Below are 12,324 nucleotides of genomic sequence, written 5' to 3' on the forward strand. Positions count from 1 at the left end.
ATTATTCCCCTACTTTAACAGTGATATGGCAAGTGCGTTTGCTGATGCGATGAGCATGACCCTTGCCACGGGGCATAATACGCTTCAAAGTGATGCCTTCATCAACATAGATGGTAGTAACACGAAGCTTATCGATGTCAAGACCATTGTTGTGCTCAGCGTTAGCAATCGCTGAATCCAGGCATTTCTTAACCAATTTAGCACCTTTTTTGTTGCTGAAGGTAAGAATGTCTAAAGCACGCTCGATTGATTTACCACGAACTTCGTCCGCAACCAATCTTACTTTTTGTGCCGAAATGGCGGCACCACGTAATTTTGCAGTTACTTCCATGGTAGCACCTTATCTCTTAGATTTCTTATCAACGCCATGACCGCGATATGAACGGGTCGGAGCGAATTCACCTAGTTTATGACCAACCATTTGTTCGTTCACAATCACTGGCACATGAGTGCGACCATTGTGAACTGCGATGGTTAGACCTACCATTTGTGGTAGAATCATCGAGCGACGTGACCAAGTTTTGATCGGTTTGCGGTTGTTGCTCTCTAGAGCGTCTTCAACCTTGGCAAACAAATGCGCATCGATAAATGGACCTTTTTTCAATGAACGAGGCATGAAACTTTTCCTTTATTTCTTGGCACGACGGCGACGGATGATCATACTGTCAGTACGCTTGTTAGAACGAGTCTTAAGACCCTTAGCTTTCTGACCCCATGGGCTAGTTGGGTGCTTACCGAAGTTACGGCCTTCACCACCACCGTGTGGGTGGTCAATCGGGTTCATCGCAGTACCACGAACGGTAGGACGAACACCACGCCAGCGTGCTGCACCTGCTTTACCTAGTGATTTTAGGTTGTTTTCAGTGTTTGATACTTCACCGATTACCGCACGGCAGTTAGCGTGGATACGGCGAGTTTCACCTGAACGCAAACGAACGATCACATAAGCACCATCACGACCTAGCAACTGAACTGCTGCACCAGCTGAACGAGCGATTTGCGCGCCTTTGCCGATTTTTAGTTCAATGTTGTGGATCACGGTACCAACAGGAATATTCTTAAGTGGCAAGCAGTTACCTGGACGGATTGGTGCTGCTTCACCTGATACTACTTGGTCGCCTACGCTCAATTTCTTTGGAGCGATAATGTAGCGACGCTCACCGTCAGCATACTTAAGTAGTGCGATGTGTGCGGTACGGTTTGGATCGTATTCAATACGCTCAACAACAGCTGGGATACCATCTTTGTTGCGTTTGAAGTCAACTAGACGATAGTGTTGCTTATGACCACCACCGATGTGGCGAGTAGTAATACGACCGTTGTTGTTACGACCACCAGTTTTAGCTTTTGATTCAACAAGCGGTGCATATGGACGACCTTTGTAAAGGTGTGGATGCACTACTTTCTCAACAAAGCGGCGACCTGGTGATGTAGGTTTTGCTTTTACGATAGGCATTTTGTTAATCCTTATTCGTTAGTCGCTGTTTCACTAGTGATTTCTTCACCAGCACCGATTTGTACGTCTGAACCAGCTTTTAGGGTTACATACGCTTTTTTGATGTCGTTACGCTTACCAACAACACGGCCAAAACGCTTAGTTTTGCCTTTGATGTTTAGCGTGTTTACTTTAACAACTTCAACACCTTCAAACATTAGCTCAACAGCTTGTTTGATTTCTTTTTTGGTAGCTTTGCCATCAACTTTGAAAACCTGCACACCAAGGGTATCGCCTAGGCGTTGAGATTTTTCTGAAAATACAGGTGCTTTTAGTACCTGATATAGTCTTGCGTTGCTCATGCAAGTGTCTCCTCAAATTGTTTGGCTGCTTCAACAGTCATAATTACTTTGTCAAAAGAAACCAAGCTTACTGGATCAACTTCACGAGTACCCAATACATTCACATATGGGATGTTGCGTGCAGCTAGGTACAAGTTTTCGTCAACTTCGTGAGTAACGATCAACGCACGTGGTGCATTTAGGCCTGCCAATTTAGCAACCAATTCTTTGGTTTTTGGTGAAGATACAGAGATCTCGTCAACCAATACCAAACGCTCTTGGCGTACTAGCTCAGCTAGGATGCATTGCATTGCACCGCGGTACATTTTACGGTTCACTTTTTGTGACCAGTCTTGTGGCTTAGCAGCGAATGCACGACCACCGCCAACCCAGATTGGGCTACGGATAGAACCAGCACGCGCACGGCCAGTACCTTTTTGACGCCATGGCTTCTTGCCACCGCCAGAAACTTCGCCACGAGTTTTTTGTGCACGAGTACCTTGACGAGCACCAGCCAAATAAGCGGTCACTACTTGATGTACCAAGGCTTCATTGAACTCACGGCCAAATGCGACCTCTGAAAGCTCAACCGCTGCACCTGTAACAGTTTTTAAATTCACGTTTAATCCCCTTAGGCTTTAACTGACGGACGTACGATAACATCGCCACCGTTGGCGCCTGGAACAGCACCCTTGATGACTAGTACACCTTTTTCGGCGTCAACTGAAACAATTTCCAAGCCTTGAACAGTAACGCGCTTGTTACCCATTTGACCTGGCATTTTTTTGCCTTTGAAAACGCGACCTGGGGTTTGGTTTTGACCTGTAGAACCCAATACACGGTGAGAAACAGAGTTACCGTGAGTTGCGTCTTGAGTGCGGAAGTTGTGACGCTTCACACCACCTTGGAAACCTTTACCCTTGCTTTGACCAGTCACATCAACCAACTGACCAACTTCAAAGATATCAGCTAGGATATTGCCGCCAACTTCGCGACCTTCTAGGTCAGCTTCTTCTGCGCGGAATTCCCAAACACCACGACCAGCGGCTACGCCAGCTTTTGCGAAGTGTCCTTTTTGAGCAGCAGTTACGCGGCTGTCACGACGCTCACCAGTGGTGATCTGAATCGCGTTATAGCCATCGGTGTCTACTGTTTTGATTTGCGAGATGCGGTTGGCATCAACCTCAACCACTGTGACAGGGATAGATACGCCTGCTTCAGTGAAGACTCGGGTCATGCCGCATTTTTTACCGACTAAACCAATCGCCATTTTAGACCTCATTTATATTAAAAGTTAATAGTTCAAACCAGACTTATGTTCATTAGCCCAAAGCGATCTGAACATCAACACCAGCAGCTAGATCTAGCTTCATCAGTGCATCAACAGTTTTGTCAGTTGGTTGCACGATGTCGATCATACGCTTATGGGTGCGAATTTCGTACTGGTCACGAGCGTCTTTGTTGACGTGTGGTGATGTCAATACGTTGAACCGCTCAATACGAGTCGGCAACGGTACAGGACCGCAAACTTGTGCACCTGTACGCTTTGCAGTATCGACAATCTCTTGTGCCGACTGGTCAATCAGACGATGGTCGAACGATTTTAGTCGGATACGGATTCTCTGGTTAGCCATGCCAACAAGCTCCTAATTAAGTGCTTTTTAAAACTTCCATCTATGCGTTTATTGCGTTTTAGACTTCAGTTAAACCGTTAAAATTTGTTCTCGAAAAGCTGAAAACAAAATAATCCTATCCCTGCCAACCTTGCATAGAAATGCTGGTAGCAGGGGTGTTTTGTTCAATAGTGCCAAAAACGATGCTTCGGCTGTGGCGTTGACTTGGTACTTCCTCAACTGTTGAACTTTGGTTCATTCTTGAAGTAAACTTTTGATTTGTTTGGCAATGTGTGCCATCAAAAGCGCAACGCAATACAATGATGGCGTGTATTATACACGAAAATTGGCACAATGCAAGGTATTTATTGGCTTTTTGTGTGATTTTTCCAAGTTTTTGAATGATTTTACAAAAGACTAACAAAGCGTGTGTATTGTACAATTTTTGACCACTTTTTTGTCATTGTTATACGATTTATTAATTTTTACTATGCTATTTTTTTATAAATACTAGTCATATCTAGTTTTTTGCCATTAAAATTATTTATAAAAAATTACTATTTAACAAGTAAAATCAATCTAATGCAATATTATATTGCTCTTGTTGATACAGTGGCTCTATCTCAAAACGGATGGGCTTACCAATCAAATACTCCAAATCAGCGACGGTGTTGGCTTCGCTTGATAGCATCAGCTCAATCACTGCACCGTGGGCGATGACGGTAAATTGGCGTGGGGCATTAAAGGTGCGTGCATAACGCATGATTTCACGAAAGATTTCAAAGCAGACGGTCTCAGCGGTCTTGATATAGCCTTTGCCTTCGCAGACTGGACATGGCTCGCACAGTTGTTGTGGTAGTGACTCACGGGTGCGTTTGCGAGTCATCTCAACCAAGCCGAGCTCACTCACCTGCGTAATGTTGGTCTTGGCATAATCGTGACTCAGCTGTTCTTGTAAGCTTGCCAAGACATCGGCTCGGTGCGCTTCTTCGAGCATATCAATAAAATCAAGAATGATAATCCCGCCCAAGTTTCTTAGGCGAATCTGCCTTGCGATGACCTGTGTGGCTTCTAGATTGGTCTTATAGACTGTATCTTCGAGCGAACGCGCGCCGACATACGAGCCTGTATTGACATCGATGGTGGTCATCGCTTCGGTTTGATCGATAATCAGATAGCCACCAGATTTGAGATCGACACGGCGTTTTAGGGCGTTTTGGACATCTTCTTCGACTCGATATAGGTCAAATAACGGCACTTCGCCAGCATAATGCGCCACCATCGGCGCAATCGATGGTACAAACTCACGGGCAAAATGCGCCACTTCATGATATACCGCTTCGTGGTCGATGAGCACTTTGGTGGTTTTTTCGTTCACCAAATCACGAATACAGCGCAGTGGCAAGGACAGCTCTTGGTAGATGAGCTCGGATTTTTTGTTTGAGTGTAATTTGGCGGCGGCTTGGCGTGCCAAAATCGTACGCCACAGTTGCACCAGATAATAAATATCTTCTTCAAGCTTAATGTCGCTGACCTTTTCGGCAGCGGTGCGTGCGATAAGTCCGCCGTTCAGCTTGGCAGATTGTAATAACTCGGTCAAGACAGTCTTGAGCCGTGTACGCTCATCGCTCTCTTCGATACGAATGGAGACGCCGACATATTCATCGCTGGTTGGCAAATAAACCAAATATCGTGACGGCAATGAAATATTGGTCGTTAAGCGTGCGCCCTTTGTGCCAAGCTCATCTTTGATGACCTGCACCAAGATACGGTCGCCTTCTCTCAAGCGATATTGGATCAGATCCGTGCTTGGGGTGGGTTTTTTGACGACGGCAAGTGATTTGACATCGGTGGCGGCACTGTGTCCTTGCTCAAGCTCGCTTTGGGCTTGGCTCACGCTTAGGCTTGTAGGGCTTTGGGCGATGGCAAGCCGTGTGATGGCAGTCGTTGGCATCTCATCACTGCTGTCGGTGGCTCGCTTGGGTTTTTGCATATCATTGGCGTGCAAAAATGCGGTGCGTGCTTGCCCAATATCCACAAACGCCGCCTGCATCCCCGGTAGCACTCGCACCACCGTGCCTAGATAAATATTACCCACCAAGCCGAGCTTTTGGTGGCGTTCGATTAAGATTTCGCTTGTAATACCATCGGCAAGCACCGCCACCCGAGATTCCATCGGGGTATAATTAATTAATAACTCTTCTGACATTTTTTACTCAATTTTTATAATTTTAACATTTTAAATCACTATTAATTATAGTAAGCGATATTGGTGATTTATGCAAGGTAAAGCGATACGGCTTGGACGCGGCGTGCATGGTGCTTGATTGGTGCTCAAGTGTATGGCTTAAGCCACTATCAGTACTTGTAATTGATGCTTGTAGTGTTTTACTTTATTAATCCGCTTTTGAGCAGTCAAGCATATCATTCAGCGTCTGCACCACTTGTGATAATGGCAAGCCAACCACATTGGTATAGCTACCGTGAATCGCTCGCACCCAAGCTGCTGCACCGCCTTGGATGGCATACGCCCCTGCCTTATCCTGTGGCTCGCCTGACTGCCAGTAGCTTGTCTTTTGGGCGTCACTTAGGCGAACAAACTCAACCTGTGTCCGCTCGCACAGATAGCGCTGATCAATGCACGCACCTTGTGAAAGATAAGTCAAACAAACAGCCGTCCAAATCTCATGCGTCGTATCTGATAGCTTATCCCACATCCGATAAGCATCCGCCCGATCGACAGGCTTGGTCAAGACTTCACCATCATCGAGCACGCCAATGGTATCGGCAGTGATGACAATGCACTCAGTTGGCAAAGTTGCATCCGCCATCACCGCATCAGCTTTGGTCATCACCATACGGCGAATATAGGCATCTGCCGTCTCGCCTGCCAGCCACGATTCATCGATATCCACACCCACCGTCATAAACTCAATCCCTGCTTGGCTAAGCAGCTCTCTACGGCGTGGCGATGTCGATGCTAAGATGATGGCTGGGCGTGTGGCTGTGTTCATGCGGATTAATCCAGTGCCTGTGATAAAAGTGTGGCAATTATCCACCTTTTTATAGACTTGGTCAAATCAAATCGTCATCAGCACAGATTTCTATCCATCACTTTGTACTCATGGCAAGCTATGGTACAATGGTGCCGATTTTTTTCTTATTTTTATCTCAAGGAAAAACCATGAGCCAACTTACTTCGGACGACATCCTATCGGTTGCCAATTTGGCACGCCTAAAAGTGGATGACAACCTAGCAGCCGACTACGCCAAAGACATCAGCAAAATCCTAGCGATGATGGATATCTTAAGCTCGGTCAATACCGACGGCGTCGCCCCACTTGCCAATATTCACGAATCTAGCCAAACCCTGCGTGCCGATGTGCCGACCACCGACATTGACCGCACCGCCAATCAATCCGTTGCACCAAGTACGGCAGATGGCTTGTACCTTGTACCACAAGTGATTGAATAATTAAATAGTTTGATTAAAATTCGTGATAATTAACACTTAGGACACTCCATGTCAAATCTACACACTTTATCTGTTGCCGAGATCGCGACAGGTCTTGCCAATAAAGACTTTAGCAGTCTTGAGATGACCACGCATTTACTGGGTCGTATTGATACTTTAAATAAAGATCTAAACAGCTTCATCACTGTCACCACCGAACAAGCTCTAGAACAAGCCAAAGCCGCGGATGCACTGCGTGCTGGTGGCGATACTCGTGCCCTACTGGGCGTACCGATGGCACACAAGGACAATCTGTGCACCCAAGGCGTCTTGACCACTTGTGGCTCAAAGATGCTACACAATTTCGTCTCACCGTACAATGCCACACTGGTGGACAATGTCGCCAACGCAGGCTTTATTAGTCTAGGCAAGCTGAACATGGATGAGTTCGCCATGGGTTCGGATAACGAAAAATCTTATTATGGTGCTGTGCATAATCCTTGGGATCTTAGCCGTGTGCCAGGTGGCTCATCTGGTGGCTCAGCCGCAGCCGTGGCAGCAAGCCTAGTGCCAGTGGCGACAGGCTCAGATACCGGCGGCTCAATCCGTCAGCCAGCCAGTTTCTGTGGCATCACAGGTATCAAGCCAACCTATGGCCGTGTCTCACGCTATGGCATGATCGCTTATGCGTCAAGCTTTGATCAAGCAGGTTCATTTGGCAAATCTGCCCTAGACTGCGCCTATCTACTCCAAGCCATGTCAGGCTATGATGCCAAAGACTCAACCAGCATCGCCAAAGATGTCCCTGATTGGGTTGCCGAAATCCACGCATCACGCACTGCCGATAAGCCATTGGCAGGTCTAAAAATCGGTGTGCCAACCGAATACTTCGGTGCAGGTCTAAACGATGAAGTCTCAAGCACCGTCAAAGCTGCCCTAGCCCAATACGAAGCCCTAGGCGCGACACTGGTCGATATCCACTTGACCAGTCCTGAGATTACGCTTGCGACTTATTATCTACTTGCCCCTGCCGAAGCCAGCTCAAACCTATCTCGCTTTGATGGCGTGCGTTTTGGTTATCGCTGTGACAATCCAAAAGACCTACAAGACCTATACACCCGCTCTCGCTCCGAAGGCTTTGGTGCTGAAGTACAACGCCGTATCATCATGGGGACTTATGCCCTATCGGCAGGTTATTTTGATGCGTATTATGTCAAAGCTCAAAAAGTACGCCGTCTGATTGCCGAAGATTTCGCCAAAGCATTCGCCGACTGCGATGTCATCGCAACGCCAACAGCACCAACCACTGCCTATCAAATCGGTGCCAGCCTAACCCCATCTGAAATCTATATGGGCGATGTCTATACCATCGGTGTAAACCTAGCTGGTCTGCCTGCCATCAGCCATCCGATTGGCTTTGATAAACAAGGCTTGCCAGTGGGCTTGCAGTTGATTGGCAATCATTGGCAAGAAGGCAAACTGCTAAGCGTCACCGATGCATATCAGCAAGTGACTAAGTTTCATCAGGAATTATCGGACATAGCAAAATCCTAATGGCATTGGTGCATCATTTTTCAGTTACATCAAAATGTGGCGATTATTATATTGGCAATGACAATTTTGATAAAATCGCCATCCATGATGATATTATTTTATATATGATTGACACAATAAAATGGGTTATTAGTTTTAATCCATCTAAAAAAATATTTGTTAATGGCTTGTGCTATCATGGCATTACCCATTTTGATAGCAACCTAGTCAAGCCATTTAAAAATATCATTATCGGTTGGCGAGATTTGTTTTCTAACGCTCCTGATGATTTTTATCTAACAGGAAATTGGATAACGATAGCAGGAAGTGCCAATGATGGTGAGTATGAAAAAATATCCGTCAATCGTTGTGAAATATTAGCTAAATTTAATGCACTTATCCAATATTGTGAACAAGTAGAGAATGATGAAAATTTAATACTGGTTCATGATGGAATTTAATTTTGCCCAAAGAACAATTTTAAAAGAGAACCAACCATGAGTAACCAAGCTCCCCTAATTGACGGCTATGAAGTCGTCATCGGTATTGAAATTCACTGCCAGTTAAATACCCAAAGTAAAATCTTTTCAAATGCTCCCACCGCTTTTGGGGCTGAGCCAAACACCCAAGCCACCATTGTTGATTTGGGCTTTCCGGGTGCCTTGCCTGTGCTCAATGAAGGCGTGATTGAGCGTGCGCTCAAATTCGGTCTAGGCATCAATGCTGAACTGGGTATGTACAATACCTTTGACCGCAAAAATTATTTTTATCCTGATTTGCCAAAGGGCTATCAAACCACGCAAATGGCAAATCCCATCGTCGGCAAAGGCTATATTGACATTCTCGTCAATGCAGGCACCAAAGATGAATACACCAAACGCATTGGCATCACCCGTGCCCACCTAGAAGAAGATGCGGGCAAATCAGTGCATGACGCTGTGCCAGCCATGACAGGCGTGGACTTAAACCGTGCTGGTACGCCACTCATTGAAATCGTCTCTGAGCCTGATATGCGTTCGGTTGGCGAGGCGGTCGCTTATGTCAAGACCATTCATGAATTGGTAACATGGCTTGGCATATCCGATGCGATTATGGCAGAAGGCTCATTTCGTGCCGACATTAACGTGTCTGTACACAAGCCAAATACGCCATTTGGTACACGCTGTGAGCTTAAAAACCTAAACTCATTCCGCTTTATTGAGCGTGCCATCAAATCAGAAATTGAACGCCAAATCGATGTCATCGAAGACGGTGGTAAAGTGGTACAAGCCACTCGTCTATACGACCCTGAACGTGATGAAACTCGTGCCATGCGCACCAAAGAAGAAGCCAATGACTACCGCTATTTCCCCTGCCCTGACCTGCTTCCTGTGGTGATTTCTGATGAAACCTTGGCAAAAGTCAAAGCCGATATGCCAGAGCTGCCAAGCGTGCGTAAAGAGCGTTTTGTGAATGAATTTGGGCTTTCTACTTATGATGCCAATGTCTTAAATGGTCGCCGTGAATTGTCTGATTATTTCTTGGACGTGATTGCTATCACTGGCAATCAGCACGCCAAAATCGCCGCCAACTGGGTGATGGGTGAGCTGTCAGGCGCACTCAATAAAAATGAGCTGACAATCAATCATTCCCCAATCAGTGCTGAGCGTCTGGCAGGGATGATTGCTCGCATCACCGATAACACCATCAGTGGCAAAATCGCCAAAGAAGTGTTCGGCTATCTGTGGGAATCTGACAAGTCAGCCGATGACATCATCGCTGAACACGGACTCAAGCAAGAAACGGACACAAGCGCCATCGAAGCCATCATCAAAGAAGTTTTGGCAAACAACCAAGCGATGGTGGATGAATATAAAGGCGGTAAAGAAAAAGCCTTTAACGGCTTGGTCGGTCAAGTGATGAAAGCCTCTCGTGGCAAGGCAAACCCAGCCCAAGTCAATGAACTGATGAAAAAGCTGATTGGTTAATTAAGAAAAAACACAACACTCTTTTACATAAAGTATTAGAGTGTTGTTATTTTTATATTGAGAAAAGCTATGGCAAAGAAAGAAAAATCAACCGATTTTTGGGTTTATGATTTACTCAAAACAGCAGAGATTGCAGATTATTTTGATGCACAAGGAAGTTCTATTAAAGAGTTGGACAACGCCTTAAAAACCGCATCTAAATCTCAAACAGGTAATGTAGGTATGCCTGAGTTTGTCGGTGTGATTAATGATTATCTGATTGTGATTGAAGATAAAAAAGAGGTTCATTTACATATCAAACGCAATAGCGACAATCTGATTTGCCAAGAAATCGAGAGTACCAAAAATTATGCTGTGAATGGTGCGTTGCATTATGGTATTCATCTTAGCAAAAATAGCAGTTATAAAAAAATTATTGCCATTGGTGTGTCAGGTGATGAAAAACGCCATCGTATTACGCCTATTTTTGTTAATGAGCGTGGCGAATATAAAGAATTAAATGACCTTGAAACTTTTATTTCTTTTAATCCACAAAATATTGATGAGTATTATATTAAGGAAATTTTAAAAGAACAAACACCACAAGAGAAAACCGCTGCCGAAATCTTAAAAGATGCCAAAGAACTTCATGAAGATTTGCGTAATTATGGTAGCATTCAAGATAAAGATAAGCCATTATTAGTTTCTGGTATTTTACTAGCACTGCGAGAAATGGAATATAAAAATTTTTCCATTGATGATTTAATTGGTGATGATATTACTACCGATGGGGATAAGATTTATAAAGCCATTGAAACTCATTTAAAACGTGTTAAAGTTTCTCCTGAAGTCAAAAAAGATAAATTGCTCAATCAATTTTCGGTTATTAAAGACACCAAAATCATCAATGAAGTCAATCAAAACTTAAATAAAACACCACTGAAACATTATACTGAGTTTTTATACAAACATATTTATCAAAACATCAAATACACCCAATCTGCCGAAGATTATTTAGGGCGGTTTTATGGTGAATTTATGTCTTATTCGGGCGGTGATGGACAAACACTTGGGATTGTACTCACGCCTAAGCATATTACCGAAATATTTTGCGAATTGGTTGATTTATCTGCTAATGATTATATCCTTGACCCGTGTTGTGGTACTGCTGGATTTTTGATTGCAGGAATGCATTATATGCTCCAAAAAGCCAAAAATAAAAAAGAGCAAGAAAGTATTCGCAAAAATCAATTACATGGCATTGAATTACAGCCGTATATGTTTACCATTGCGACCACCAATATGATTTTGCGTGGTGATGGTAAAAGCAATTTAGACCAAGAAGATTTTTTAAAACAAAATCCTGCTCAATTACAGCTTAAAGGGTGTAATATTGGCATGATGAACCCGCCCTACTCTCAAGGCTCAAAACAAAATCCTAATTTATATGAAATTGCCTTTACCGAACATTTATTAAATTCTGTTACGGCTGATGGCAAAGTGGTTGTGATTGTTCCACAATCATCGATGACAGGCAAAACCAAAGAAGAGCAAGCCATCAAAGCCAATATTTTAAAACATCATACCCTAGAAGGGGTGATTACACTGAATAAAAATACGTTTTATGGTGTAGGGACAAATCCTTGTGTTGCTGTATTTACCGCAGGTGTGCCACATGATAAAGAAAAGATAGTCAAGTTTATCAATTTTGAAGATGATGGCTTTGAAGTACAAAAGCATAAAGGCTTGATTGAAACCGAATCTGCCAAAGATAAAAAGGAGTATTTGCTTAATGTGTGGCGTGATGAAATTACTGCACCCACAAAATTTTGTGTAGAAACGACCATTGAAGAAGATGACGAATGGCTACATTCATTTTATTATTTTAATGATGAAATTCCGACACAAGCAGATTTTGAAAAAACCATTGCCGATTATTTAACTTTTGAAGTGAATATGATTACACATGGTCGTGGTTATCTATTTTGTAGTGGTCAACTAA

General features: G+C 44.1%; 14 protein-coding genes. 5 read left to right on the plus strand and 9 right to left on the minus strand.

Annotated features, from left to right (window positions below):
• Window position 1: 1 nt before the first annotated feature.
• From rplV to B0680_RS09845, 9 genes are all read right to left on the minus strand, one after another.
• Complete coding sequence (gene rplV, locus B0680_RS09805; protein WP_078254909.1) at window positions 2–331, minus strand: 50S ribosomal protein L22; 330 nt, start codon at window positions 329–331, stop codon at window positions 2–4.
• Between the two features lie 9 nt (window positions 332–340).
• A complete protein-coding gene (gene rpsS / locus B0680_RS09810) occupies window positions 341–616 on the minus strand; it encodes a 30S ribosomal protein S19 (RefSeq protein WP_078254910.1) in 276 nt (91 codons plus the stop codon).
• A gap of 12 nt (window positions 617–628) precedes the next feature.
• Window positions 629–1,456, minus strand: coding sequence for a 50S ribosomal protein L2 (gene rplB, locus B0680_RS09815; protein ID WP_078254911.1), 828 nt, complete (start codon window positions 1,454–1,456; stop codon window positions 629–631).
• A gap of 11 nt (window positions 1,457–1,467) precedes the next feature.
• Window positions 1,468–1,797 (minus strand): 50S ribosomal protein L23, encoded by a 330-nt coding sequence (rplW, locus tag B0680_RS09820; RefSeq protein WP_078254912.1) that lies wholly within the window; start codon window positions 1,795–1,797, stop codon window positions 1,468–1,470.
• Window positions 1,794–2,396, minus strand: a complete 603-nt coding sequence (gene rplD, locus B0680_RS09825; protein ID WP_078254913.1) for a 50S ribosomal protein L4 — start codon at window positions 2,394–2,396, stop codon at window positions 1,794–1,796. The genes rplW and rplD overlap by 4 nt, the downstream gene beginning before the upstream one ends.
• Window positions 2,397–2,407: 11 nt before the next feature.
• Window positions 2,408–3,046: a 50S ribosomal protein L3 gene (gene rplC, locus B0680_RS09830; RefSeq protein ID WP_078254914.1), complete on the minus strand. Its 639-nt coding sequence runs from the start codon at window positions 3,044–3,046 to the stop codon at window positions 2,408–2,410.
• Between the two features lie 52 nt (window positions 3,047–3,098).
• Window positions 3,099–3,410 carry a 30S ribosomal protein S10 gene (gene rpsJ / locus B0680_RS09835; protein ID WP_003656991.1) on the minus strand — a complete coding sequence of 104 codons (312 nt, stop codon included), beginning with the start codon at window positions 3,408–3,410 and terminating at the stop codon, window positions 3,099–3,101.
• A 553-nt stretch (window positions 3,411–3,963) separates the two neighbouring features.
• Window positions 3,964–5,598 carry an Rne/Rng family ribonuclease gene (locus tag B0680_RS09840; protein ID WP_078254915.1) on the minus strand — a complete coding sequence of 545 codons (1,635 nt, stop codon included), beginning with the start codon at window positions 5,596–5,598 and terminating at the stop codon, window positions 3,964–3,966.
• A 187-nt stretch (window positions 5,599–5,785) separates the two neighbouring features.
• The gene (locus tag B0680_RS09845; RefSeq protein WP_078254916.1) at window positions 5,786–6,403 is read right to left on the minus strand and encodes a Maf family protein; all 618 of its coding nucleotides are present in this window, start codon (window positions 6,401–6,403) and stop codon (window positions 5,786–5,788) included.
• A gap of 170 nt (window positions 6,404–6,573) precedes the next feature.
• On the opposite strand from B0680_RS09845, the gene gatC reads away from it, so the two are divergent.
• The 5 genes from gatC to B0680_RS09870 all read left to right on the plus strand — a co-directional run.
• Window positions 6,574–6,864 carry an Asp-tRNA(Asn)/Glu-tRNA(Gln) amidotransferase subunit GatC gene (gene gatC / locus B0680_RS09850; protein WP_078254917.1) on the plus strand — a complete coding sequence of 97 codons (291 nt, stop codon included), beginning with the start codon at window positions 6,574–6,576 and terminating at the stop codon, window positions 6,862–6,864.
• 48 nt (window positions 6,865–6,912) lie between these two features.
• Window positions 6,913–8,397, plus strand: a complete 1,485-nt coding sequence (gatA, locus tag B0680_RS09855; RefSeq protein WP_078254918.1) for an Asp-tRNA(Asn)/Glu-tRNA(Gln) amidotransferase subunit GatA — start codon at window positions 6,913–6,915, stop codon at window positions 8,395–8,397.
• Window positions 8,397–8,837: an SH2 domain-containing protein gene (locus B0680_RS09860; RefSeq protein WP_078254919.1), complete on the plus strand. Its 441-nt coding sequence runs from the start codon at window positions 8,397–8,399 to the stop codon at window positions 8,835–8,837. The genes gatA and B0680_RS09860 overlap by 1 nt, the downstream gene beginning before the upstream one ends.
• 36 nt (window positions 8,838–8,873) lie before the next feature.
• A complete protein-coding gene (gene gatB / locus B0680_RS09865; RefSeq protein WP_078254920.1) occupies window positions 8,874–10,343 on the plus strand; it encodes an Asp-tRNA(Asn)/Glu-tRNA(Gln) amidotransferase subunit GatB in 1,470 nt (489 codons plus the stop codon).
• A 69-nt stretch (window positions 10,344–10,412) separates the two neighbouring features.
• Window positions 10,413–12,324: HsdM family class I SAM-dependent methyltransferase (locus B0680_RS09870; protein WP_078254921.1), on the plus strand; the 1,912-nt coding region annotated here is incomplete at its 3' end.

The organism is Moraxella pluranimalium (genome assembly GCF_002014825.1).
Lineage (GTDB): Bacteria > Pseudomonadota > Gammaproteobacteria > Pseudomonadales > Moraxellaceae > Moraxella > Moraxella pluranimalium.

Bases quoted from the DNA above. Each gene is read 5' to 3' on its own strand.
- rplV (WP_078254909.1), bottom strand. From the start codon at position 331: ATGGAAGTAACTGCAAAATTACGTGGTGCCGCCATTTCGGCACAAAAA.
- rpsS (WP_078254910.1), bottom strand. From the start codon at position 616: ATGCCTCGTTCATTGAAAAAAGGTCCATTTATCGATGCGCATTTGTTT.
- rplB (WP_078254911.1), bottom strand. From the start codon at position 1,456: ATGCCTATCGTAAAAGCAAAACCTACATCACCAGGTCGCCGCTTTGTT.
- rplW (WP_078254912.1), bottom strand. From the start codon at position 1,797: ATGAGCAACGCAAGACTATATCAGGTACTAAAAGCACCTGTATTTTCA.
- rplC (WP_078254914.1), bottom strand. From the start codon at position 3,046: ATGGCGATTGGTTTAGTCGGTAAAAAATGCGGCATGACCCGAGTCTTC.
- rpsJ (WP_003656991.1), bottom strand. From the start codon at position 3,410: ATGGCTAACCAGAGAATCCGTATCCGACTAAAATCGTTCGACCATCGT.
- B0680_RS09840 (WP_078254915.1), bottom strand. From the start codon at position 5,598: ATGTCAGAAGAGTTATTAATTAATTATACCCCGATGGAATCTCGGGTG.
- B0680_RS09845 (WP_078254916.1), bottom strand. From the start codon at position 6,403: ATGAACACAGCCACACGCCCAGCCATCATCTTAGCATCGACATCGCCA.
- gatC (WP_078254917.1), top strand. From the start codon at position 6,574: ATGAGCCAACTTACTTCGGACGACATCCTATCGGTTGCCAATTTGGCA.
- gatA (WP_078254918.1), top strand. From the start codon at position 6,913: ATGTCAAATCTACACACTTTATCTGTTGCCGAGATCGCGACAGGTCTT.
- B0680_RS09860 (WP_078254919.1), top strand. From the start codon at position 8,397: ATGGCATTGGTGCATCATTTTTCAGTTACATCAAAATGTGGCGATTAT.
- gatB (WP_078254920.1), top strand. From the start codon at position 8,874: ATGAGTAACCAAGCTCCCCTAATTGACGGCTATGAAGTCGTCATCGGT.